This is a genomic window from Butyrivibrio hungatei DSM 14810 (genome assembly GCF_900143205.1).
GTDB lineage: Bacteria > Bacillota > Clostridia > Lachnospirales > Lachnospiraceae > Butyrivibrio > Butyrivibrio hungatei.
In genome coordinates, this window is record NZ_FRDH01000003.1 from 828,149 (window position 1) to 854,501 (window position 26,353).

The 26,353-nt window shown below is 39.3% G+C and carries 20 protein-coding genes; all 20 read right to left on the reverse strand.

Annotated features, from left to right (window positions below; translation table 11 throughout):
- Window positions 1-6 precede the first annotated feature (6 nt).
- Entirely contained in the window at window positions 7-2,640 is a 2,634-nt protein-coding gene (locus tag BUA02_RS03880) for an O-antigen ligase family protein (protein ID WP_072701105.1), read from the reverse strand.
- An 81-nt stretch (window positions 2,641-2,721) separates the two neighbouring features.
- The gene (locus tag BUA02_RS03885; protein WP_072701107.1) at window positions 2,722-4,407 is read right to left on the reverse strand and encodes a DUF6020 family protein; all 1,686 of its coding nucleotides are present in this window, start codon (window positions 4,405-4,407) and stop codon (window positions 2,722-2,724) included.
- Complete coding sequence (locus BUA02_RS03890; protein ID WP_071177047.1) at window positions 4,397-5,341, reverse strand: glycosyltransferase family 2 protein; 945 nt, start codon at window positions 5,339-5,341, stop codon at window positions 4,397-4,399. The genes BUA02_RS03885 and BUA02_RS03890 overlap by 11 nt, the downstream gene beginning before the upstream one ends.
- Window positions 5,342-5,356: 15 nt before the next feature.
- The gene (locus BUA02_RS03895) at window positions 5,357-5,872 is read right to left on the reverse strand and encodes a GNAT family N-acetyltransferase (RefSeq protein ID WP_072701109.1); all 516 of its coding nucleotides are present in this window, start codon (window positions 5,870-5,872) and stop codon (window positions 5,357-5,359) included.
- Window positions 5,873-5,884: 12 nt separating this feature from the next.
- On the reverse strand, window positions 5,885-7,645 hold the full coding sequence (locus tag BUA02_RS03900) for a hypothetical protein (protein ID WP_072701110.1): 1,761 nt from the start codon (window positions 7,643-7,645) through the stop codon (window positions 5,885-5,887).
- A 14-nt stretch (window positions 7,646-7,659) separates the two neighbouring features.
- Complete coding sequence (rffA, locus tag BUA02_RS03905) at window positions 7,660-8,796, reverse strand: dTDP-4-amino-4,6-dideoxygalactose transaminase (protein ID WP_071177050.1); 1,137 nt, start codon at window positions 8,794-8,796, stop codon at window positions 7,660-7,662.
- Between the two features lie 14 nt (window positions 8,797-8,810).
- Window positions 8,811-9,269 (reverse strand): GtrA family protein, encoded by a 459-nt coding sequence (locus BUA02_RS03910; protein WP_071177051.1) that lies wholly within the window; start codon window positions 9,267-9,269, stop codon window positions 8,811-8,813.
- 19 nt (window positions 9,270-9,288) lie between these two features.
- Window positions 9,289-10,950 (reverse strand): hypothetical protein, encoded by a 1,662-nt coding sequence (locus BUA02_RS03915; protein ID WP_207647702.1) that lies wholly within the window; start codon window positions 10,948-10,950, stop codon window positions 9,289-9,291.
- Window positions 10,951-11,027: 77 nt separating this feature from the next.
- Window positions 11,028-12,140 carry an acyltransferase gene (locus BUA02_RS03920; RefSeq protein ID WP_072701114.1) on the reverse strand — a complete coding sequence of 371 codons (1,113 nt, stop codon included), beginning with the start codon at window positions 12,138-12,140 and terminating at the stop codon, window positions 11,028-11,030.
- Window positions 12,141-12,160: 20 nt separating this feature from the next.
- Window positions 12,161-13,912 (reverse strand): ABC transporter ATP-binding protein, encoded by a 1,752-nt coding sequence (locus BUA02_RS03925; RefSeq protein WP_072701116.1) that lies wholly within the window; start codon window positions 13,910-13,912, stop codon window positions 12,161-12,163.
- Between the two features lie 24 nt (window positions 13,913-13,936).
- Window positions 13,937-14,962 (reverse strand): glycosyltransferase family 52, encoded by a 1,026-nt coding sequence (locus BUA02_RS03930; protein WP_242946472.1) that lies wholly within the window; start codon window positions 14,960-14,962, stop codon window positions 13,937-13,939.
- 52 nt (window positions 14,963-15,014) lie between these two features.
- The gene (locus BUA02_RS03935) at window positions 15,015-16,076 is read right to left on the reverse strand and encodes a glycosyltransferase family 2 protein (protein WP_242946468.1); all 1,062 of its coding nucleotides are present in this window, start codon (window positions 16,074-16,076) and stop codon (window positions 15,015-15,017) included.
- Window positions 16,073-17,155 carry a PseG/SpsG family protein gene (locus BUA02_RS03940; RefSeq protein ID WP_072701121.1) on the reverse strand — a complete coding sequence of 361 codons (1,083 nt, stop codon included), beginning with the start codon at window positions 17,153-17,155 and terminating at the stop codon, window positions 16,073-16,075. The genes BUA02_RS03935 and BUA02_RS03940 overlap by 4 nt, the downstream gene beginning before the upstream one ends.
- Before the next feature lie 15 nt (window positions 17,156-17,170).
- Complete coding sequence (pseI, locus tag BUA02_RS03945; protein ID WP_072701123.1) at window positions 17,171-18,244, reverse strand: pseudaminic acid synthase; 1,074 nt, start codon at window positions 18,242-18,244, stop codon at window positions 17,171-17,173.
- Window positions 18,245-20,173 carry a pseudaminic acid cytidylyltransferase gene (gene pseF, locus BUA02_RS16165; protein WP_083572630.1) on the reverse strand — a complete coding sequence of 643 codons (1,929 nt, stop codon included), beginning with the start codon at window positions 20,171-20,173 and terminating at the stop codon, window positions 18,245-18,247.
- Window positions 20,170-21,372, reverse strand: coding sequence for an ATP-grasp domain-containing protein (locus BUA02_RS03960; protein WP_072701125.1), 1,203 nt, complete (start codon window positions 21,370-21,372; stop codon window positions 20,170-20,172). Before BUA02_RS03960 ends, pseF begins: the two co-directional genes overlap by 4 nt.
- Before the next feature lie 49 nt (window positions 21,373-21,421).
- On the reverse strand, window positions 21,422-22,978 hold the full coding sequence (locus BUA02_RS03965; RefSeq protein ID WP_072701127.1) for a hypothetical protein: 1,557 nt from the start codon (window positions 22,976-22,978) through the stop codon (window positions 21,422-21,424).
- A 3-nt stretch (window positions 22,979-22,981) separates the two neighbouring features.
- Window positions 22,982-23,989 carry a glycosyltransferase family 2 protein gene (locus BUA02_RS03970; protein ID WP_072701129.1) on the reverse strand — a complete coding sequence of 336 codons (1,008 nt, stop codon included), beginning with the start codon at window positions 23,987-23,989 and terminating at the stop codon, window positions 22,982-22,984.
- The gene (locus BUA02_RS03975) at window positions 23,982-25,205 is read right to left on the reverse strand and encodes a hypothetical protein (protein ID WP_072701131.1); all 1,224 of its coding nucleotides are present in this window, start codon (window positions 25,203-25,205) and stop codon (window positions 23,982-23,984) included. Before BUA02_RS03975 ends, BUA02_RS03970 begins: the two co-directional genes overlap by 8 nt.
- Window positions 25,206-25,212: 7 nt before the next feature.
- Window positions 25,213-26,343, reverse strand: a complete 1,131-nt coding sequence (locus BUA02_RS03980) for a glycosyltransferase family 4 protein (RefSeq protein ID WP_242946469.1) — start codon at window positions 26,341-26,343, stop codon at window positions 25,213-25,215.
- Window positions 26,344-26,353: the final 10 nt, after the last annotated feature.

Below are 26,353 nucleotides of genomic sequence, written 5' to 3' on the forward strand. Positions count from 1 at the left end.
CCATCGTTATTTTTTCTGTAAAGATCTGAACATAAGTGGCGCAATTGACAACATAAGTGCCTGCGTCATTGGATTACTAAACATAAATACCCATTCACTGATGCCTGCAAAGGCAAAGCCAACTATAACAGCAAATGGAAGGAGTGCCAATGGCTCTTTTGCATGGTCAGTTCTGTAGTAATGAACTCCCCAGATCATTCCGAACACAATAAATATCACAAACAGGATCCCTACAATGATTCCATGATCGTAAGCCACCTGAATATAGGTGTTATGCGCATGTACTGCGATCTCACCGTTAGGAAGCGGAGCTCCCATCTGGTCGTGTCCTGTCATATTGAGTTCTTGTACATAAGACCTGAAAATAGTGATTCGTCCGTTTGAAAGCACATCTATTATGTTGGATGAATCTACATATTCATTTGGCTGTTCTGTAAGAGCCAGTACTGCAAGTTCTGCCCCTGTAAGGTGCGTGCTTGCAAGCATGTTGTCATCTGACTCAATAATGTTGTAGCCATATTTTTGCTGTTGCTCGTCACTACCCTCATATGGATTTCCATAGTAATCAAGATAAGGATCACCATTTCCATTCATATCGTAGTTGTAATAATCATTTGGATAGTCGTAATCACTTACGTCCATTCCCAATATCTTGTCACTAAAGAGATTTACAAATCTCTCTATGCACATGAAGTTTGAATTGCCCCAGGATGCACCACCTCTTACGAACTCATCTGCATCATCGATAACGTAAAATACAGGATCAGCCGTCATAGCTGGCACGATTCTCTGAAGTGTAAATGCTGCCGGGAAGCAGATCAAAAATGCCGCCACCATAACAGCCACCATACGGATGAACTGCTTCTTGTGGTAAACACTTGTAACTATAAGCACTGCCAATGTACATACACCAAGTGCAAGTATCGCTGTTCTGGATACTGTAAATATCGCGTAGGCAGATATCCATCCAAATAGTATTATCTCCTTCCAGGCTGAGAAGAAGACTTTTTTCACACCTATCCCATTAGGGAGGGCTACTATCTTGGCTGTTAAAAGAACTGCTGCCACAGCTCCCATAAATGTAAAGTATTCAGCAGTTACTGTCACTGTATGGAACAAGAATCCAAATCTACCGCTCACGTAACCTGTAAAGTATCTGTGAAGAAGGCTAAATATGAGTGATATTGCAAAATTAGTCATGAGTCCGCCGGATACTATCTTGATCCAGTCTGCTCTATTTTTCCATACAAAAAGTCTGATGTATAAAACTGTAAATATGACAGCAAGAGCAACGCCCCACCATCTTGTGTTTCTCATAATGACAATAGCCGCAAGAAAGACTATTACTACAAAACCATAGGGAGAAAGTCTGAGTCTTTTATCAGAGCTACTGTGCTCATTATATCTCTTTGCCTTTACTGCGTTAACAACAAGTCTTATGAGATTTAATACGATCACACCACCAAGGATCACGATCATGATTCCATACTTAAGGATTGCATTGTGGAGATCATATTCTTTTTCTGTATCAGGTAAGAGGTGGCTGTAATAATAGTGAATTCCAAAAATAGTTGAACCAATAGCCCATACTAAGTTGTACAGATTCACAACCTCTTTATAGCTAAATGTAAGTATGATCATAATAAGGAGCCATATGACCATTCTGCGCTCTGACATTGTGTGATAGATATCATACAGGTCATTCATATAGGTGCAGGCATACCAGATTGCCATAGCCATAGAAAACATCATCGGAATATAAACAAGCTTATTGTTCCTACTGATATTTTCCCAGAATGACACGCCTTCTTCATGCTTTATTACTTTGTGATTAACTGCATAAAGGGCCATTCCAGCTGTAATGATAAGACCTATCTCGTAAAAGATGATATCTGCCACTCTAAGATCAAAGATCTTGAGCGGGAATACCATGATCATCAAAACGCCAAACACCAATATGATCAAAGGATTTACGATCGTCTTAATTGCCTGCTTGACTGTAACCAAGTTGTTTCTACCTGGTCTTAATCTAAAATACAGGTATATAAGTGCCTCTAACAATGCCGTGATCATGATGATCATAGCCATCAGCTTAACTGATGCCAGCTTGGATATTGGAAGCCTGTAGTTATATCTTGCTGCCAGATGCCTGCCTGGTCTCTCCTGACCATTTACATATACAGAACCCACATAGCCAGATCCATCAGGAACTGATTCAAGAGATGGATAATACTTGGATCTGCAGCCCTCAAGCTTAAGGTAATAGTTCTTGCCAACTTCCATGTTGTACTCAAATGGGATATTCACATACCCTGGAAGCTCAAGTCCTTCCGTATCTACGTAGACCTTCACGAGGTTGGAATAAAATTCATCCGTGATAGTGGCACTAACGTATCTGCCTTTTTCTACCTCATCTATATATACGTCGATGGAATTAAGTCTGTCATACTGTGATACAAACTGTTGCATCAAAGTACTTTCAAAGTTAATTTCTTCTCTCTCGGAAAGAATATCTCCTCCTGGAGATGTCTCAAGGACAGATGTCCACATTCTGATAGGCCAGATGCTAAGGATACATATAAGCGCAATCAGCATGACTACTGCCATGCACGCTGTTTTTTTATCTATAACTTTTCTCATCTATCTAAAGGTCATTTCCTTTGTTTTTGCATTTTGGCACAAAAAGCCATCATTAAATATTAACATACTGAAACTGCTTAATCAAACAGGTCCAAAATTGCCTGTTCTTCCAGTATTCATGAGGACTGGAAAGGCTGTCCACAGTATCACCACGTACCTTACAAGATATGTTGGTCCAAGAAGCACTGTAAGCCACACTAAAACCAGTGGCATAAAGGGTATTATTCCCTTGAAATCTTTTCTCGACAATCTGTAAAGGATCACAAAAAGATATATCAAAAATAGCATTCCTGGTGAAAACAAAAGTGCAAGCACCGGAGCATCTTTGTGGAATGAACCGATTGACAAAAATCTGTAAAGCTTATCTATTACTGGAATAAAGCTTGTTCTAGTACCAGGGCTTTCTACTTCATAGCCAAAATAAGAGCTTTCATCATAAGTAAAGGTAAAGACCGTAGTTCCTTTATAAACATTTATCAGAGCTGGTGGATACCAATACCCGTAAGAAGTTAGAAACCAGGCATTTACATAGGTCATAGGATGTCTAGCTAGCTCTTTTGCCCAAAGCTTCCAAAAACCGCCTTTATCCTTCTCATAATATTCATTGTTAAATCCAACCTTTACAAGGTCTGACACCCTTGGAGTGTACATCTTAAGATTGTCTTCTGGCAGGTAAGTTGTTAGGATCTTGATATCTTCTGCAGATAGATCTTCCCTATCATAGGTATACACCCTGGATAGCTGCATTATAGGTACTGTCAACATTTCCTGATTATCTTTGCCCTGGGCTCCCATTGAAAGCGCCAGCACTTTGGAGATAACAAGGTAAGCAATAACTGGTATCACCAGAAGAAATACAAGCTTTTTCTTAAGCTCTTTTCTGAAATAGATAAGCGCAAAGGGCAAAAATACAAGATACGCATAAAAGCCATTATGTCTAAAGCAGGGCATCAAAATAGCTGCGATCACAAAAGCAGCGCACTTTCCCTTACTTTTTAGAAAGCCTTCTTTGTCATTTACAAGCTGTGTTAAAAGAACTATCAAAAGCAGTAAAAATGCTGTGAATAAGCCATCTTTACTGGAACACAGCGTGTACATCACGATAGTTGGGAATAGTCCATAGTACAAAGTCCAGAGGATGCGTGATCTTTTTCCAATGCCTCTTTTTGACATATATACAAGAACATAGGCAAATACTGCAGTTATGGCCAGCATCTGCAAAAAGATGTATGAAAAGATTCCAGCATTCCATGAGCCTGTAACCTTGTGAATAAGAGCAATCATACCCCCAAGCAAAAGCACGTGTAAAAGTGGATGATGTGTTGTGAAAGACCTGGTCAGAACTTCATTTAATTCATCCTGGGCATCATACACGAAAAAGCCCGGAAACACTGCAAGAAGAACCGGCAAATTTAGAAGAACAAGAATTCCCCATGTGGTCAGAAACTCTTTTGTTCCAAAGATCTTTTCATCAGTGGCACTTTGATAATCAGCTTTATTAAGTTTCATAAGCCCAAAGAGTTTTTTCCCCTCAAAGGACTGGTTATAGTTCTTCCAGACATGCATTGTATCTACAGTCAAAACCGCCATGATAGCCACCATTACCATCATTGCATTTTTGTCAGTAAGGTCTATCCGGTCGATCTTTTCAAGCTGATAACCTATCACCAAAAAAAATCCCGATAAAACGCCAAATAAGCCTGACATAAGCCAGGCTAAGATTTGATCTGAATTATTCTTTTTTCTTTTCCCCATTTCACTCTTCATCTAGAGTAGTCTCCCTGATAACGTATTGAGGGTTTCTATTCTGTGAAATATACACTCTTCCTAAATATTCCCCAACCATACCCATCATGAGCATCAGCATTCCGCCAATAAAGATCATTGCACTCATAAGAGCAGAAAAACCTACCGGTACATTAGGATTAACAAACTTCTTGATAACTGTGAAGATTCCATACAAGAATCCAAGGAATGCAAATATTGTACCTGACAGGGTTGCTATTCTAAGTGGCTTGATACTGAATGCAGTGAAGCCGTTTATCCACAAAGCCATAAGCTTTGAGAATGTATATCCACTGGCTCCAACTTCTCTTTTTCTATGATTAACATCTACGTTGACGATCCTCTTGGTAGTTCTAAGGACAAGGCCAATTACGTATGGATAAGAGCTTTCGTATTTGATCATCTCGTCGACTACAAATCTTCTAACAGCAAAATAGCTTGATACAAAAAGCTCCTTTGGTTTACCGAGCATCACGCTGGCCATCCATTCATTCATGGCTGTTCCAAAGTTTCTAAAGAGGCTGTGCTGCTTGTGACCATATCTGGCATATACTGCGTCTGAACCATCATTAAGTGCATCGAGCAGCTTAAATACTTCATTTGCAGGTGTCTGTCCATCATCATCAAGACAAACGACATAGTCTCCCTTTGATTTTCCAAGGCCTGCCATAAGAGCTGCGTGCTGTCCGAAGTTCTTGGCAAAGTTGATCCCGATAACCTTGTCTTTGTCTCTTTCAGCAGCAATTTTTCTGATGACATCCCATGTATTATCAGGTGATCCGTCATTGACCAAAAGGATCTCATAGTCGTAATCATTACTGCCGTTCATGGTCTCTTCTATTTCATTTATAACAGCTTCTAATGTTTTCTCTGATCTGTAGCAGGGAATAACAAAACTGACAAGTTTCTTTTTCATAACAATACCTTCCGCTTATAACATTTTTTCCATAAGTATCATATCACTTTTTTGTCCATCACTGCACTCTACAAGTGGTACGATCTCTGTTTCACTAAATCCTGCATGTTTGTAGCTCTTAATAGCAGCTTCATTAGTGGTAAATACTCTTAAGATAAGCTTTTTAAGCCCCATTTTGTCCCTTGCATAATCAGTTGCAAGAATAGCGGCTTCATTGCCATAGCCTTTACCTATAGCATCGTCCTCGCCTATAAAGATTCCGTACTCAGCAGTTTTGGCATCTTTATCTATATCTCTAAAATACACGCTTCCTACAGGTCTGTTGTCATTATTCTTCTCACAGATTATGAACTGAACAACTTCGCCTGTTTTTACTTTTGTCTCTATCCAGTTCTCATGAGTCTGTCTTGTGAACACTTCTCTATATACGAAGTTCCCACGCACTCTTTCGTTATTGCGCCACTTCACGATTAGATCAGTGTCATCACTTGTCATGAGCCTGATGTTTACTTTATCTCCAATAATATACATTTCTTTACCTGCTTATCTTACTGAAATTGAGTAGATGCCAAAAACGTCAGCCACCTTATCTACTTCTTTTACTGTGACATCTATGCCTTTTTCCCTGTAATAATCAGCTATCCAGGTCACATCCTCTGAAAGATTCTGAACCATATAGACGTTATCCAAAAGAAGTGAATCCTGCATATTTGTAAGGCCAAACTTCTGCATCTTCTCTTCAAAAAGAGGGCTTTTTGAAGCCCAACCACCCATAATATCATGGTTAGCGTAGCTATTATCTACTCTTTCAAACATCTTTTCAGAGAAAGTAGCCTCTCCGTCAGCCTTATTCTCGCCGCAGGAAACACTGGTATAAACATCTATGAAGTAGAAATTATCTTTGTTTGCATCAAAATAGTCATAAAGTGCATCGTAGTGCTGTCTCATGCTATCTCTTGAAGCCATTTCAGTTTTAATGATATCAAACTGGTTTGGAATTGATAACAAGCTTATAAGTGAAACTGCTACAATCGGCACAAACACAACTCTTTTACCATTTCTGTCCTTCATATGGATGATTGCCAGAAGTATCACGATCTCCATGAGGTACAAGGGATGGGTTATCCTTATTGGATCTCGTCCTCTGACTATTATGTAGAGCCACAGGCTACTGCGACATGCAAACAAAAGTGCAAGGAGCCCAAATGTAAGTAATATGTTTTTCTTATTCCTTTCTGCCACTGGGAAAAGAGCTGTTAATATTGCACCCAGGTATAAAAGAAGTACGATCATATTCCATGGAAAATCTGTCATTGGGTATTCATAGCTCTTTTGACCAGATATGAACCTCATGCGGTATAGATATGGTGAAATTGCATTCAAAAGCTGCTTGGTCATAGGAGCTTCATCAGTTCTAAGCTTGGCAGCATACTGTGCAACTGCATTTAATGTATCTGCATTTATTTCTTCATCGATACCAAAGTTGTAATTAACTAAAAGCTCCTGCTCGCTTTCAGAAAGGCCTATGCTGTCGTAAAAATCTTTGTTATCAGCATATTCAGGAATGTACTGAAAATCATAGAGCTCGGTTCTTGCATCAAATAACCTGTAGAACTCCTTCCACTCAGGTGAGGAATATCCGATCTTATTTGCCACCTGTCCTAGGATCAATGCACAGATTATTAGAATGAATGCTTTGAGGTAATTCTTAAACTCTTTTCCTGTAAGAGCCCATCTGATAAGGATTCCGACACATAACATTGGAAGTGTCAAAAGAAGCATCTCTGACCTTAACAGGTACGCCACAAATACCAATATCACAGCAAATAAAAGATTCTTATCCTTTTCCTTGTGAGTCATTATGAGAAATGTAGCTGTAGCTGAGAGCATTCCGCATGTGAATGTATACTGAACGAAAAGGAAATGAGATGCCATGGTTCCAAGGAAAAGAAGGAGCACCATAACAGACCATACTATCTTATTGGCTTTCTCAGATACGTCAGCTATCACATGATATGCCACTGCAAACACGCATAAAAACTGTAGAAAGCACAAAAAAATGCCATACCAGTCAGGCGTTCTAAATACTCTGTAAAACACAGAGATAAGCGCGCTTATCGGATATAGCATCTGTATATTATGCCCTGCGGGCACACCTGTATAGGAGCCTGAGAGAATATCCTTCATGAGAACATCATCATTTAAGTCAAAATAATAATCTCCAACTACACCTACAACCACCATAATGATCAGGGTAATCAGCGCCGTGATTATTATATTAAGGCTTAAAGATGATCTCCTCATATTTCTGCTCCAGATTAGTTAAATTTGTAGTACTCCTTTACTCTCATAACTACTTCATCAAGGTCTTCGTTTGTAAGCTTATAGTACATAGGAAGTCTCAAAAGTCTGAGACTTTCTCTTGTTGTATACTTATCTTCTCCTCTAAACTCAGAGTACTTCACACCAGCTTTTGATGAGTGAAGTGGTACGTAGTGAGATGCAGGTAAGATGTCGTTGCTCTTAAGGTAGTTAATAAGTCCTGTTCTCTCCTCTACATCCTTACACTTGATGTAGAACATGTGACCATTGTGTACGCACTCTTCTGGCACGTAAGGAAGCTCAATGAGACCTTTTTCTGCAAGTGGTCTGAGGGCTTCATAATATCTGTTCCAGTGATCAAGTCTTGCATCATTGATCTCATCAGCAAGCTGAAGCTGTGCATGAAGATATGCTGCGTTCATCTCACTTGGAAGATATGAAGAACCTGGCATGATCCAGCTGTATTTATCAACCTTACCAAGGTTGTAAAGAGTTCTGTTTGTACCCTTTTCTCTGATGATGATAGCGTTATCAACGTATGTTTCATCTCTTAAAAGAAGCGCTCCACCTTCGCCCATGCTGTAGTTCTTGGTCTCGTGGAAGCTATAGTTACCAAAATCACCGATTGAACCAAGGGCTCTTCCCTTATAAGTTGCCATAACGCCCTGAGCAGCATCCTCGATAACCAGAAGGTTGTGGCGCTTTGCAATGTCCATGATAGTATCCATCTCGCAGCCAACACCAGCATAGTGTACTGGAACGATTGCCTTAGTCTTTGGTGTGATAGCCTGCTCGATAAGATTCTCATCAATATTCATAGTATCAGGTCTGATATCAACAAAAACTACCTTAGCTCCTCTTAATACAAAAGCATTAGCTGTTGATACAAAAGTAAATGAAGGCATGATAACTTCATCACCTTCTTTGATTCCGGCAAGAATAGCAGACATCTCAGTAGCATGTGTGCATGATGTTGTAAGAAGTGCCTTCTTTACGCCTGTCTTTTTCTCAATCCACTCATTATCAAGGGCTGTATACTTACCATCGCCGCAGATCTTCTGAGCTTCTACGCACTCCTTAATATAGTCAAGTTCTTTACCTGTATATGGAGGTACATTAAAATTAATTCTCATGATTCACCTCTTGATCAATCCTTCTTTTCAAGAAAAATCTTTCTTGATATGAAATTATATACCATTACTACGCCAGTTGCACCAAATTTAAAGAATACATCCTTAGCAAAGCCTTCGCTCATAATGCTCCTGAGCCATGGCCAGTTGAGATAGATCACGTCATATCCAAGATATAAGCAGACCTCATTGATTCCAAGTCCGATGATACTAAGAACAAGAAATACGATAAACTCTTTCTTTCTGCTGATATCTTCTTTTCTCTCGAAAACAAACTTAAAGCTTAAGATGTAATTAACTACTACTGAAACTGTGAATCCTAGAAGCGCTGACAAAAGATAATACTGTGCAAACACTTCTGAGAATCCAACACTGACAAATATAGCATTGAAGATCCTGTATACTACATAGTCAACAATGAAGCTGATAACTCCAACAATTCCGAATTTGGCAATCTGTGCCAAAAGCTTATCCATAAATATAAACCTCTATTCTTTATTTTGATTCAGCAAAAACGATAAATCTTTCGCTTTCGAAGATTTTATTATAATCGTGATTTGCAATATAGTCCAATAAAATATCATATTTAGCTCCTACCAAGGAGTAGTCTGCCATTTCTTTGGAAACAATTACTGTAGGAGTTGCATTATCGGATGCGTTTAATTCCATAAGCTGAGAATCAAACTTATCTATTGAGTAGCTATCAAGATCTGGCCATGCGGTGTTAATAGCTGGTTCCATATCAAACATATATGATATTCCCGGGATACCACCAAAGAGAATCACCTTAGTCTGTAAAAGATCTGCTTTCTCCAAAGCGTCTTTTAACTCATCAAGAGACTGTGCATTATACTGAGTCGTGATCATTCCTGAAAGCTTATCTACACTTACTGTACTATCTCTTGGAGTTCCATCTGCGCCATCAACAAATGAATATCCCACATGGAAAAGAGTTCCCTGGATAAACAGCGCAATAATAACAGCTGTAATTGTACTTTCCCAGGCAAAGTTGTAATCTGCTTCACCTGCTCTTTGGATCATTCGTCTAAATAGCCAAAGAACTATCGGGGCAATGATAAAGAGGTTATTAAGGATTGGGAAGGTATAATTATTACTTCCGATAGGTGTTACAAGAATAAGGAGAAGTGTCACAAAACTTAATGTCTGCTCCTCTTTACTGCCATTTAACAGCCCAAGGCTTCCGGTAACACTAAGCACTATTCCAGCGATGATAAACATCATTGCAAGCTGGAACATTGAATCGTAGTAATAATAGTTTCTAGTGATGACACCTATTGCAAAATAGTATCTGATAAGAACTAATAATCCGCCTATGAATAAGAGCTTTTTGATAAGAACATATCTCTTTGGCAGAAGCATAAACATAATGATTCCAGCTGCAATACAAGGAAGCATTATGACCATATCTGAAAGAGTAGTAAGATAAGCCTCTACGATAAGCGCTATCATTCCGCCGCCAGAATAGTCAGATGCACCCTCAGTCATACCAAATAAGCTTATTATCATATTTGGATAAGCCATGAAGCCATATTTTATTGAAATTATAGCTATTGGCCCAAGCATTCCTGCCAGGAAGCCAAGGATACAGATACCTGTTCTCTTTAAAACCTCTACTAGTCTATCCTTGGTAATAAGGCCATAGAACCACAAGGCAAGTATCATTGCAGTCTCTACGATATTCGGAAACCTTACAAGTACGTTAAGTCCAAAGCATATTCCTGCAAGAAAAAGGAACAGGTTTTGTCTTTGCCACTGAAGAATGCCATGAATCAGAAGAATAGTTCCTACAGTAAACAAAAGGTAAGTCAGATAGTTATAAAGGATGACTCTTGGGCAAAAACAGATGCTCTCTGCAATAAACTCGCCAATAAAGATCATCCATCCTGGCATAAACCTCTGAAGACAGTAATATGCTATAAGTGCGATGGCACTCGTGATAAAGCTGCAATAAATACTAAATCCCAGCATTGTTCCTGCTCCAGGAAGAAGCATTATCAGCTTTCCAAAGACGTTACTAAGATAAGTGGAAAAAAGCCACATTGGGTCAAGATTACCCATGTATTCATAATTGGTCAGGCTGTACATGGTGTCAGATATATCAATTCCCTGATTCACACCAATTAAAGGGTATAACAAAAGCACCACTGGAAAGAAATATCTCTCCAGCGGACGCTGAAATCTCTTGAAATTATAAAAATAACTCCTGATATTATTTAGCATATCTTTTCATCCCATTTGCGGATAAACTTAAACAACTTAGTATCCTTCATTACGCGGCCAATGAAGTCAAATACCATCTTGCGGATCCAGTCCACAAAAATACCTGCGGCAAATACTATAATGACGCAGCGGATCATATGCCAAGCAAAGAAGAGAACATTATCCATTGGAACTGGTCCAATAAGGCTTTCAAGCCACTCTACCCATCTGTTTCTGATCTCAAGATGCATATGTACAAGGTATACGCCAAAAGTAAAAGGTGCTACAAATCTTACTACATTTGCAAACCAGTTTTCCTTCATCTTGAGGAATCTAAATACTGAGAACAAGCCAAGTGCTCCTGTTAAAGTAAAGATGAAGTTATAGTGAGTAGGCACCTGTGAGTAGTAAATAAATCCGCCTCTTGTAAGGTTTATGTAATGAAGTGCAAGAGACATGGCAAGAGATATAAGTGATGATATCAAAAATACCAATGCACTTCTCTTGGCATTAAAGAAAAGAACTACGTCATATTTTCTGATATATGCCGCGATAAGATAAAGGCATATGAACCAGCCATAATCATATCCTGCATGATCAGTTACAAACATTACAGGGACAAGGCTCTTGATACCGCAGAACCAAATGAGAAGACCTATGATGACTGTCTTGAGCTGTATCCTGCTAAGGGCATTTACAGCTGCGTTGAGTACTGGAGACAGAACATACATGATGACGTATGCTGTAACAAACCAATAATGCTCAGAAGATATCGGGAAAAGATACTGAGCAGTCTTGTAGATAGTATCGTCACTTCCAACTGTATATGTTCCCACCATCATCATGGCTACGGAAATAAGTATCGTATAGAAATACACCTGACAGATAAGCTTTAGGATACGACTAAGCTTAATGTTGGTCTGTGAAAGGAAATATCCACTAAGAAGCACATAAACATTGACTCCGGTTATGCAAAATGTCTCGATAACTGTTGCAAAGATCTGAACCTTTGAAGCTGGAACTCCCAGCTGTAACAATGCATCTGCGTGGATATTGTAGTGTAATGTCACTATCATAAGCATTGCGATTATTCTAAGTAACTCAAAATTAGGTTTTCTAACGCTCATGCTCTCCTCCAAAAAACTTTTTATCTGTCTACCACTGCTTTTCCGTCCTTAATGCTGTAGACCATATCACATTTTTCAATGGTCTGAAGTCTGTGGGCAATAATAACAAGTGTTTTCTTACCATGAAGGTTATTTATCGACTCCATGATAGCTGCCTCAGTCTCATTATCAAGAGCTGATGTAGCTTCATCAAGAACAAGTACTTCAGGATCTTCAAAAAGAGCTCTTGCAATACCTATTCTCTGTTTCTGTCCACCTGAAAGCCTGATTCCTCTCTCACCAATCTTGGTATCAAGTCCCTCTGGTAGGCTTCTTACAAATTCATCAAGTGATGCTTCTTTTAACGCATTCCAAACTCTTGTATCGTCAATCTCTTCATCAGGATAGCCAAAAGCTACATTCTTTCTGATGGTTGAATCGATCATGAAGATAGTCTGTGGAATATAACCGATATTCTTGAGCCACTCTGGATAGTGTTCCATGACATCTACGCCGTCTGCAAGAATTTTTCCAGATTCAGGCTTCAAAAGTCCAAGCATGACATCTACGATAGTGGTCTTACCTGCACCGGAAGTACCAACGATACCGACAGACTTTCCTACTGGAACTTCCATATCTGCTTTATCAAGAATGAGCTTGTCAGTTCCAGGATACTTATAAGTAATATCCTTCATGAGAATGCTCTTTGTAACAGGTAACTTTTCAACCTGACTCTTTTTCCTGTAATCGTCGCTGTTATATGAAATATTGCCGTCATGGATCTCTGACTGAAGATTGTCGCTTACATTCATAAGGAAAGGTTCAAAATAAGCAATTGAAGTCAGGTAATTGTTGATCCTGTTGGCACTTGGTAAAAGTCTTGAAGCAGCTGCTGCAAGAACTGTAAGCTGAGGAACGAGGTCTGTGAGATCAGTTCCTCTAGCCATTACTACAAGCATATATCCGATCATACCGGCAATCGCAATAGTCTCTATCAAAAGTCTTGGTGTTGAATTATAAAGGTTATATTTCTGAACAGCATTTACATAACCTGCACCGCAATCAGCATATCCATTTATGAAATAGTTTTCCTTATTTGCGATCTTGATTTCTTTGATTCCTGTAACAGACTCATCGATCCACTTATAAAGACCACTATAATAATCCTGGTTTTCCTGTCCTGCCTTGACCATAACTGGCTTGATGAAATACTTGATCACAAGGAGTACTACAACAAGAAGAAGAGCAATACTAAGTGTCATCTCTGCATCAGTACTAACAAGGAAAGCAACAAGGCAAGTAAATACGATAACTTCACTTATAAGCTGAAGACTACTCAGGATAAGTCCATACATATTGTTAACGTCAGAAGTGATATTTCTCTGAATGACACTTGTGTCAGCATTGAGATAATACTCATAAGGTCTCTGCATGAAATTGATCATCATACGTCTTGATGTAGCAAACTGGTTTGTATATACAAAACGCAGCTGAACTACATTCAGGAAATAAAGGAATATATTCTTTACAACAAAGACCAGAATAAGTGCCACCATTATGATAGCTGCAAGCTGAGTGGTGGATGTAAGGTTAAGTCCGTTGTAGATAAATGAAAGATACTTACTCTCCTGAACCTTCTCAGGGCTGACAACAACCTTCATGATAGGCACGATAAGAGCAATACCTAATGACTCTAAAACACCTCCGATAAGCATCATGAAAACAATGCCTACCATCTGTCTCTTCTGCTTTGCATCCAAAAGACGCATCACTTTTTTAAAAATCTTGCGCATAAAACTAAAATTACCCTTCTTATGTTAATCTGTGATTGCTTCATTCTGTCTATGGATCTCAGGTGCTTCGTACTTGTCCATAAAATCATCTCCAAGATAGATCTTGTCCTCTACAAAGCTTAAGGAATCCACTACTGTATATACAGAAACAAGCCTGTCAAAGCTGATATTCTCAATAAAGTTCAGCATCTCCATAGGAAATGAGCCGTCAAGAACGATAGCCTCAGGGAAATTCTCCCTATAATCCAGTAGATCTCTAGGATGCTGTTTTATAATAACAATTGCTTTTGTATTATCTATTGTTCCATATTCACAAATAATATCTTTAAATATTCTAACCCTTGTGTCAAGGTCGCAAAGAGGTTCAGATAAAACAAGCAAAGTCTTATCATTACCCTCTACCTTTTTCTTGATTCCTTCAACGTCATCTACAAATAGCTTTAGCATCAGCTCTTTTTCTGAAGCGGTAAGTCTGTCAGTAAGTGTCTTACGAGGAAGCTCCACGTACTTATCACATGGATATGGCAAAACAGAGATATTGTTGACCTCCATATCTATACAATACCTTCCATAGCCGTTCTGAATATGGATAAGTCCTTTTGAAGCCATCCAGGCTTTGATCTTGAAATGTCCTCTGTTGTCATATCTGGCAGTATCGTAGTATCTGATACAATCAAGACCATCTTCTACAGCATGATATGGAATCTTCTTGTAATTAAGGTAATAGCCAATAGGATCTGAATCGCAAAATACATAGATATCTTTGTATTCCTTGAAATCTATAGGAATGTATTTTTCCTGAAGACGACCAAATTCCTTGCAAAATTTAATTCTTTTTATCATGTTAAGGACTATATTTCCTGAGTCCTTTTTAAGCTCAGCTAACTCTGGGAAAAAAGTGTCTTCTTTTTCATCGTACTCATAGACAGCATCAAAAATAGGACTCTCCTTGGCTCTTTCGACCATTTTGCCAAAGTTATTGGACATCTTAGAAAGAACAAGAGTCGCTTTCCCGCCATCAGCTATATAAAATTCCTTCAAACATGCCACATATACATGATAAAAGGTGTGGCACACATATACTCTATCCTGCATAAAATACTTAACTTTTACTCCTTAAGCCTCTATAAAACCACAGTAATCTGTAGTACAAATAAAAAAACATATGTGATTTCATTTGATATGCTATAAGCTTCTTTTCCTCTGGATGAATCTTTTCCTGATAATATTGATTCTCCTGAAAATCAGGGAAGGTTTCCTTCATCTCTTTTGCCAAAGCCTTAGTAAAGGAATAGCAATCCTTTAACTTAGAACTCTTAGGCATAGCAGAAAAGAGGGTGTTCACATAAAATAACACAGTGTATTGAAATTCGATCTCTGGTTTATATTCATCAAAATAGCCATTTTCTTTGGCTTCACTTATGATCATCCTTCCAGCGACCATTCTGTCCTCAAGATTCTTCCTTGAGATGCTGTGGACAGTTGAACTCTGATGCTGGTAATAAAAATATAACGGTTCCTGAATGTATTCAAAATGCTTGGATCTTGTCATCCATGTATTACTTACTGCATTATCCTCATAAAAAATGTTCTCAGGAAAAACTGAAAGCTTATTCTGTGTTCCAGGCTTGTAATCACCAACAATAAGCTCTCTTCTATAAACCTTTACTACAAGACTACCTGTTTCTAATAATAGGTTCTTGTAACGTCCCTTATCCATAACGCCCGTTTGGGAATAGTTATTGTTGTGGACTACCTTTCCGACCTTAAAGCTATGCTCATCTGTAAGAGAATAATCACAGCCTACCATGTCAGCCCCTGTCTCTTTTGCCTTATTTAATAGTCTCTCATAGTAATCTGGAACGATCCAATCATCCGCATCAATAAACCCAAGCCATTCTCCTTGGGCAATTGCAAGGCCGATGTTCTTGGCTCCTCCTTGATGAAGATTTGTCTCTGAATGGATAGCTTTAAATTTCTCAGGATACTCCTTTTCATACTTCTGAAGGATCTCGAACGAGTTATCTGTTGAGCAGTCATCAACTGCTATTATCTCATAGTCAGAAGAATCCAGCGTCTGCCCTACCAGGCTATTCAAGCAATATTCAAGTTTTCCATCTGATGCCATATTGTAAACAGGCACTATTATGCTAAGCTTTATCATATAAATTCCAAAATTGCCTTGGCAATCCTTTCTGCGCCTTTTCCGTCAATGAGACTTTTGGCTTTATCACTCATTCTTTTCCTAAATCCAGCGTTGTCCTGAGCTGCTGTTCCCCAAGTTACGATCTTCTGAACAAGTCTTCTGTCTTTTCTGGCATCACCAGCGTATTTGGCTGCTCCAGCCTTATCAAAGGACTGCACAAACTCAACCTGATTATCGGCCATACTAAATACAACCGTTGGTACTCCCACTGCGCATAACTCATACAGGGTTGTTCCTCCAGCAGATACCGCAAAATCAGCCTTACGCATGAGAGACGCCATATCTCCTACTGTCTCATGGAGGGTAATCTCTTTATGTGCCTTTGCAAGCTCTCTTAATTCTTCCTTGTAGCCTTCTTCAAAGAGAGCCCCAACAACTACATCGCAGCATAGCCCTGTTGTATCAAGAACTTTTCTGCAGGGGCTATCGCCTACGTAAATCTCTTTTAAAATATCCCCTAAGACATGATAAGGATCAGTCCCACCTGATGATAACAGTGCATTTCTTGCAACGTCCTTTACCACATAATCATTGTCCGCAAACTGAGGTCTAAGCGGGGAATATTCTGGTCCCAGAAGCTGCCTAGGAGCACTATAGAAGTCCTGAGGGATAATAAGGTCATAATTTATTATCAGGTCCACCGGATAATCGAATTTATAGAGATCATCAATAAATCCAGTCTTTGTCTGCAATGCAAGCTCCTTTATGAGATCATTTACCCCTTGAAAATAATCTTCCTTCAGGAAATATGAATCCATAAGGTAAAAGTCAGGCTTCTCTGAAGCAAAAAGTTCTTTTAATAGCGGAAGATCTTCCATAGGCTCGGAAAAATTGTTATGAAGGATCACAGAGTCAAATGTAGTTCCATCCTCATCAGATAAAGTTCTCAAAAGATCGGCGCTATCAACATCTGATAAAACAAAAACGACTTCAGCGCCATTGTCCATCAGCTCTTTTGCAATAGTCATACATCTTCTGATATGACCAGTAGCGATTATGCCATTCCCATTTGCCTTTATCCAGACTTTCTTATTCATGCTTCCTCCTGCTATTTAACAGAAATCGTCATATTTAAGTGGTTCGCCTCTAAAGAGATCCTTAGAAGCTGTTTTACCAATAACATTGTCGTACTCAATCGGTGGAAGGCCGCTACCCTGCTGAGGTCTAATAGATCTGATGTTTGCAGCAGTAAGCTTCTCCCCCTTCTTGATATCCTCTACTACGAAAAGAGATCTTGCGCCCTCTCTTTCCTTTTCCTGAGCCGGGGTCAGCTTGTACTTGCTACTTCCAAGAGCTTTTTCTACAATACGAATGCTCTTTACCATCTCGGCAAACTCTTCTGGTTCCATAGAAAATGCTCCATCAGCACCGCCATCAGCTCTTCTAAGAGTCAGGTGCTTCTCCACCATTCTAGCTCCTAATGAAACTGCAGCAATTGGAACTGTCCATCCCATGGTGTGATCAGAAAGACCCATGATGCAACCGAACGCATCAGCAAGTCCCTTTATCATATTGAGGTTTACATCCTCATAAGGTGTAGGATATGCAGAAACACATTTAAGTAAAATTACATCCTTGTTTTCTTCCTGAATGCAGGCCTCGATAGCAAGTCTGATATCATCAAGTGTCGCAACACCTGTAGCCAGTATGATCGGCTTTTTCCTAGCTGCGCACATTCTGATAAGAGGAATATCTGTAATCTCATAGGATGCGATCTTGATAGCCGGCATATTCATCTGTTCTACAAAATCAAGAGATGTTTTGTCAAAAGGAGTTGAGAAGCAATCAAGTCCAAGCTTATTTGCTTCTTCCATAAGCTTTGGCTGCCACTCCCAAGGGGTGTATGCCTGTTGATAAAGCTTGTAAAGAGTCATACCATCCCATAAAGTTCCGCCATCTATCTGAAAATAGCTCTTGTCACTGTCAATGGTCATGGTGTCAGCAGTATAGGTCTGAAGCTTAATAGCATCAGCACCAGCCTCTTTAGCTGCGTGAATGATCTCTATAGCTCTGTTAAAGTCATTGTTATGATTGGCAGACATTTCCGCAACAATATATACAGGATCATCCTTGCCAATATAGTGATCAGCCAGTTTAACCCTCTGATTTAGCTCAAATCTAGGCATTTAAAAACCTCCCTGGAAATGATTCTTCATCATGTATTCTTCATTAGTCCATGGAAATCTGGCTTCAAAAACCGTTCCATCACTCTTTTTAACATAAACCGCTGGAAAATAATGTATGAAAAGAGGTGTAAGGCAAAGCGTGTATCCTCCGGCATTAGTAAATACAACCCTGTCACCAGTCTTGAGCTCTACCTCATTTTCTGCATTAAACAATCTGTCGTACTCCATGCATGTGGCACCACAGATCATCTGCGAATCCATCTTATTTCTAGAAGCCTTATCGTCGGCATACTCAAACCTGTGAGGATACCATCTTCTGGTAACCTGTGGATTAAGATTTACACGGCTTCCGTCTATTACAACATATCTGTGGTCTCTGATATCTTTTGTATCAATAACACTTGTTACAAAATTAAACGATGATGAAACCATTGATACACCCGGCTCCATTACCAGCTTCGTCTTATTAACATCAAAGAACTTTGAAAGTTCCTCACTAATTGCAGGAACGTAGCTTCTAAAATCAGGCTTGCCTTCTACTCCGCCATAGTATCCGCCGCCCATGTCCACATAGTCAAGATCCAGCTCATACTCTTTTGCCACTAGAACAGCAACCTGAGATAGAGCTCTATAGGCATTAAGTGAACGTGACTTTGTAGAAGAATGAAGGTGAAGACCAGCAACCTTAACATTTGGAAAGCTCTTCACTTTATCAATGACTTTCCCAAGCTCACCATTTTCATAGCAGTAGCCGAATCTGCTTCCTTCCTCGTCTGCGAGGACTTCATCAGGAATAATAGTAGAGATATCGTAGTTGACTCTGATACCAATACCAAAAGATCTGTCTTTATGACCATTAGCAAGTTCTTCAAGCCAAACTGGTTCATAGCTTGAATCCATATTTACGATTCCGCCAGCAAGGAGAATCTCACAGAAAGCATCCTTATCCTTTATTGGTCCATTATAGATAACCTGGTCTTTTCTATAGCCAAGTCTAATAGCAAGCTCATATTCTTCCTTGGAAACAACTTCTGCATAAAAGCCATTTTCCTTTAAATGGGCAAGTAGCCATGGAAGAGAATTTGTCTTAACCGAATAAGAACAAATGTAATTATTCCAATCCTTATCCAGTGCGCCTTTCAGCATTTCAATATCAGCATTTAAAAGAGATTCATCCACTCTGTAATAAGGAGTCTTTAGCTTAGAATCATCAAATTTTTCACCTGACATATTTGTCATTTCTTCTGACGCACTCTTAAGATTTCTGTATTTTTGCTCAGCAATCTTCCAGTCCTCAAAAGTATCTATATCCTGAACTTCATCTTCACTAAGGATAACAGCAACCATATCATCTACATCAGTTGTATTGTCTCTAAAGAAGGCATCTGTCCTGCAGGCATAGAACTGTCCACTGTCGTGATATATCTTTTCGAGATCCTGAGATCTTGTGAGAGCATGCTCGGGATGCTTACGAACAAGTCTCTCATTTTCAATGATAAAGCCCCTCTGAGGTGGATATGAAAAAGCAACCACTGGAGTAACTGATTCGTGCTCATCAAGTTTATCCATAGCTTCTTTTAATCTCTGAGGAGTAATAAAAGGAGCTGTAGGATATATACAGCAAAATCTGTCAAAATTCTTGCCTTCTGACTTGTATCTATTCAGTACTTCTGCAATAACTTCGTCAGTTGTAGCGTAGTCATTGGCAGTATCTTCTGAGCGCATGAAAGGAACCTTGGCTCCAGCATTCCTAGCAACCTCGGCAATCTTCTCATCATCTGTTGAAACCATTACTTCATCGAATGCGCCACTTTCAATAGCTGCTGTTATAGAATATTCAATTATAGGTTTTCCACAGAAATTCTTTATGTTCTTGCCAGGGATTCTCTTACTTCCGCCTCTGGCTGTAATAATGGCAACACAGCTCATTTAACTGCCTCCACTTCAAACTCGCTTTTGATGGCTGCGGCGTATTCATCAAGGGCAAATGTATCTGATGCTTCCAGGATAAAGAAGCCTCTTCCCATGATAGACGCACCATTTGTAACTTTTCCTAAATACATTCCACTCTTTATATTGCAATTCCAAGCTCGCAGCGGATATTTCTTCATCAGAGCCTCTTTGGATGGGACTTTATTGATCCTGACATCTTCAAAGTCAAAATATCTGATGATCATCTTCTTATCCACATTTGGCTCAAATGAATATTTAAGACCAAGTGCTGGTACAGCAAGCTTGATAAACTCTGAGATAACATCAACCCCACTTGCCATAGGTGTAAAGAGGTTATGGAGATTGTGCCCTGATGGACGTCCGGAAGTTTCGATGATAAATGGCTTTCCATTTACATCTTTTATGATATCTGCATGCACCAGGTTATTCTTAAATCCAAGAATCTCACCAGCTTCCTGCATAAGCTTCTTTACAGCTGTGATAAACTCAGCATTTTCAGGAGCCTCAATGATAGAATAGTAGCCAACGCACTCCCTATATGGAGGTTTAGTATTCTTTTTACCTCTAAGAAGTATAAGCTTGAACTTCCCATCAACATAAACACCGTCTACGCCATATTCCGGACCATCAACGAATGTCTCTATGCAATAATCCTCATCAAATGGAAGTTCTGCCAAAAACTCTTTTTGAAGTTCCTCTTTAGTATTATAGATCTTAACTCCGCGGCTTCCTGAACCAAATCTTGGCTTAACTACAACTGGATACATGAAATTAAGCTCATCCGCATCTGCACTTTCAGTACCTGCAGAAATTAAGTACATTTCTGCTTTTCTAAGATCCTTTTCACTTAACAGTCTGTGGAACTCATATTTGTCAGTGCAGTTATTAGCCGCATCAAAAGAGATTCCGCACAGATTATAGTGATCATTCACCGCGCCGGTAGTAGTAAGGTACCTTCCGATAGGTACAGGAAGCACTATGTCAGGCTTGTTCTGATCAAGTATCTCAAAAACCTTCTGTGGATCTCTTATATCTACAACAAAGGAAGCATCTGCCTCGCGTAAACCAGGTGCTTCCGCATTTCCATCTAATGCAATAACTTCCAGCCCAAGCTCTTTAGCCTTGCTGATAGCGTATATAGATTCTGAACTTGCTCCTATTACTGCTGCTCTCATCAAATTATGCCCTCAATCTTACTCATTTTCATTTTATTATATCATGTACTCAATCAAGCTCATAGGTTACCCACATTTCCTCGTCGGAAACGAAGCTTTTTCCACTAATATTCTGGCATGAATCCACCAAATTGTTTATAGCTTCCTGCTGAAGGTCATCATCAGCCACATAAAGAACTATCTTATCAGCTGAAGTCACCTCTTTATCCACAAGTTTTTCTGTGTTTTCCTCATTCATGTAGAAAACCTTATCATACTGAAGAAGTTCATCTGTGAGCCTCCAAACATTATGCGGCGTCGCAGGATTATACATAACAACTGCTACGTTATCTTCATGTTCTCTGGCATACGCTATCTTAGGTACATCTTCCTTGTACAAGAAGAGCACATTTCCATCGATCATCAGACCTTTTATCAAAAAAGCTACCATCGCAACCATAAATGCATATACATAGCTCTTTTGCCCAATAGAATTAACAGTGTAATACACGTCCCAAAATAAGAGCATGATAATGATTCCATAAATTGGCATCTCATACCTGTTAGATGCACTGCCAACCAAAAGAGCTGTCTTGGCTGTAAGAAGGAAATATCCAACTGCTCCTACAGTTAATATCACAACTTCCGGTCTTAAAAGCTTATACTTTTTGCCAGTAAATATTCCAGCAACTATCAATATGGCTATGAAAAGAGCTATGAATATAAGTCCTCCTGCAAATACATAGTCATTTAAAAGTCCCACAAAAAACTTGACCCTAAGCCCTGTATTAAAAATATCAAAGAAGCTTCCTGACGCATCGCTTCCTCTGTAACCGCCAAACATGTGCCTTACACTGGCAGGATATGTTAATACCGCCAATAGTAGGCTAACTGCGCAGCCACAAACATAACCCAAAGCGTTCTTTAGATCTGCATTTTTAAAGAACAGCCAGTATGCTGTTGCAACTCCTATAGATACAAAGAAGAAGATGTAAAAATACTGGATCAAAAAGCCCACGTAGGATACAGCCATAATCGGCAAAAGCCACTTGAGCATATAGTTTTTCATATCTTTTCTATATCTGCCATAATCCTGGATCAGTCTCACATGAAAATATGCACAGGCAAATACCGCTGCTGTTAAAAATGCATACATTCTGATCAGCATGTTACAGGAAATGGTCTGAGGATTAAGTCCCCAAAAGGCCATCGTAAGGAGCTGTATCTGAAATGGTACTTTAAGCCTCTCCATCAATGCATATAGCACAAGCATTGAAATAACAAACGCTATTAAATTTGTTATAATACCTGTCCATTTTGTAAATACTCCAGGAACAAAAGAACATATCGTATGGAAAACAAAATAGTAAAAAGGTGGATGAACATCCCAAGATTGAACAAGCTTAACAAGCCCGTAGTTAAAGCCTTCTCCCTCTTTAACTGCAAACTCATCCAGGATAGTCTGCTTGTCCTGCCACTCTCTGTCTGGCTGGTACAATCCCAAGCTTCTATTGGTTGAGAAATAAGTATAGTACTCATCCTCATGAAAGCCAGACTTCTGAGCACCATAATAGATGCTCACAAGCAGTGCTATAAACATGATAAGGTAAATAGAAATCTTTTTCATAAATTATAAGCCCCTTATCTTCGCATGAAGCTTCCTAACAAATTTAGGTGCAGGCGCTAATATGCTCAAATAAAGCTTTTGTTTACCGGTCAAATATCCGTTTCTCATGATATTAAAGTAATTTTTTCTGATATATCCTACAACTTCAAGATAAAATGTATTGCTCTTTTCCATTTTGCTAACTGGAATATGCAATAAGTAATCCAGCCTCTGATAGTAGCCAAATCTCTCTGCTATCTGCACAAGTTCAGGATGCTTGTCCTTAACAAGTTCAAGTACTACATCAGAATTTCTGACTATATCAGTATAAACAGATGGGAAATAGTCCTTGTCTTCGACCTTGCGCCTTGAATTACTTCCTGATCTGTAAAAGACATGGTAATACTGATATGGCAAAATAACCAGCTTATTAACGTATTCAAGAGCATGGATCATGAGATAAAAATCCTCATTAAGCTCGCCCTCAGGGAACTTAAGCCCCCTATCAAAAATAGTTTTTCTGGTGATCTTGGTGCAAAAAGATGCATCACCTGTGTGCATGAGAAGTGTCCTGAGATGCTCTACTGGAGATACTTCTGTTTCCTGCTCTGGAGGTATAACTACATCAGGACGTCTTGTTCCATCCTCTGAGATCTCGTCCCTTGAGATCTGAACCATGTCTGCGCCAGTTCTGACAGCAGCGTCAACTAATGAACTATACATTCTGCTATCAACATAGTCATCACTATCCACAAATCCGATGTATTCGCCTGTCGCATGAGCTATGCCCAAATTTCTGGCGCTACTGGAACCACCATTTTTCTGATGATAAACTTCCACATTAGAAAACTCTTTTGCAAGATCATCAGCAACTTTAGCTGTTCCATCTGTTGATCCATCATCAACCACTATAATCTGAAGAAGCTCAGCTGGATAATCCTGCTGAGCTACAGATCTGACGCACTTTGGTAAAAGATCTTCAATGTTATATGCCGGTATGATTACCGATATTTTCTGAGTAAACTCAGACATTAGAAGCCTCCATCTTTTTCATTTGTCTATAGAGATCATATCCGATGATCATAATGATCACCAGCATTGCGCATGACAGTGGCCAAAGAGTTGTTACTGTTGAACCGAAAAGATATCTTGCATAGGTCATCATAGTGATCATCTGAAGTGCTGCACATATTGGCACTCTCTTAACATTGATAACTGCATAAACCACAGCTAAGATCTCAGGGAGATAGCCATATCTCTCATGCATAGCAGGGAGGCAGAAGCAGCATACTTCTACAGTAAATATAACAAGTGTTATCATATATTCAAAGCTTACTTCATTCTTTATCTTGTATGAATAGTAAGCAATGATTCCAAGAACGATCACAGTAGCCACGGTTCCACCACTGATCAGAATTGACCTAGTAGCCTTTGAAAGGTCTGAAGTAATGATGGTATAAATGCTTGGATAATTCATTGTAAGTCTGGAGAACATTTTTACCTGCTTGCCATAAATACCAAGAAGGTCTCCCCAGCTTCTACCAGCAATTGCTGCAGGTATCATAGCTGCAAAATGTACAACTGGAATCCAGAAAATATATCTGATCTTTATCTTATTCTTGAGCCACATGATTATTACAAATGGCATAAAGAAGATTGCCTGCTGTTTGAAACTATAAGCAAATGCAAGGTAAATGAATGCTCTGTTGTCCTTGCCCTTCATAAAATAAAGAAGTGACAAAAGAACAAATGATGTAAAGATTGCATCATTCTGTGCCCACGCTGCACTGTTGAGCACGACAGATGGAAGAAACATAGCTGCGCCATAGGCAATAAGTGACTTTGTCACATTGCCTTCTGTTGCCTTAAAAGTAATTCTCATAATAGTAACAGCACACACATAATCGAATATTACTGAAACTGTCTTTACCAGATACATATCGCTGATACCACCGCCTATATAGTGAAGGATCACGATAATATACTGGAACATACAGTTATAATCAAAAGTACTGGCATCACTGACACCTGGCTTGATTCCAAGATATGCAAATCCGCCTGCTTCATGGCACTCTCTCATCCAATCAGCAAATGCAAGCTTGTAATCACCAGAAACAATGTCATAAAGTGAAAGTCTAAATACCAATCCAAGACATGAAATGATGGTGAAAAAGAGCAGGTCAATAATTTTTATCTCTACTCCAAAGATCTTAAATTTTGTTTCAAAAAACTCGTCAATAAATCTCATAATATCCTCATTCTAAATGATTATCTTCCTGCAAACACCTTTTTATACCAGCAGGCTTTATTATCTCAGCCTTGCTGACAGGGCCCTCAGAAGAAAAACTTGGCTTTCTTCCCTCCAAAAACTCATTAGAGAACCTAAGGAGCTCTTTTGCAGCATTTTTCGCGTTCCAGACTTCTTCTATAGTCTTTTTTGCGTTACTACCAAACTGCAAAATTTTATCTTTTCTTTCAAATAAATACAAGACTTTTTTCGCGAACTCACTATAGTCGCCGTTCTTGTAGGAAAGTCCATTAACTCCATCCTGTATAAGGAATGGAACAGCACCAGCCTCATAGGATGCAACTACTGCATTTCCGCACTGCATAGCCTCATTTACTACAGCTCCCCAACCTTCAAGATAGTTACTGGTAAAGAGCTGTATGTCTGCCTCTGCCATTGCTTTGAAAGCATCTGCTGGATCAAGATTCCCTTTAAAACTCACCTGCTCGCCAAGGCCGTATTCTTTCGTTTTTTTCTCAAGTGATTCTCTTTGATTACCGTCGCCAACGAAAGTCAGCTCAAAGTCGTAGCCCTTTTCCTTGAGCAGCTTTGCAATCTCTACAGCAAACTCAGGGTGCTTTAGTTTTATGAGTCTGCCTGTCCAAGAAAGCTTTATCTTTCTACCTTCAACAGGTCTTTTCTCTGAAATATCCATCTTCCTATCAGGGAAATATCCCCATTTAAGCTTCTTGTCTGGATAGCTGCGGATAAGTTCAAAGTCAGAAGCTACATAAGCGCCGGCGCACAGCAGATATACCGGCATCTTTCTATATTTATAATGCTCATGATACTTTCTGATAAGTCCTTTAGGACTGATGGCTTTCCACTGTCCTTCGCGATATATTCTCTCGCTAAGCCGAAAGGTAAGCTTACCAGATGAAAGCCTCTTTTCCTCTAGCTTACTGATAAGTCCCTCAGTCCAGCCAAATATTACTACATCGCTATCTAGTATGAGGCCTTTGCACTTCTCTTCATCTTGGTAAAAGAGCTCCACATAAGAATAATCCTTTGGATCCACAGCCCATCCCATCTTGATCCTTTCCTCTTCCATGGGCATAGTCTGTATGAAATGAAAAGAGTCACCAATTAACCCTTTCATAGCCTCACAA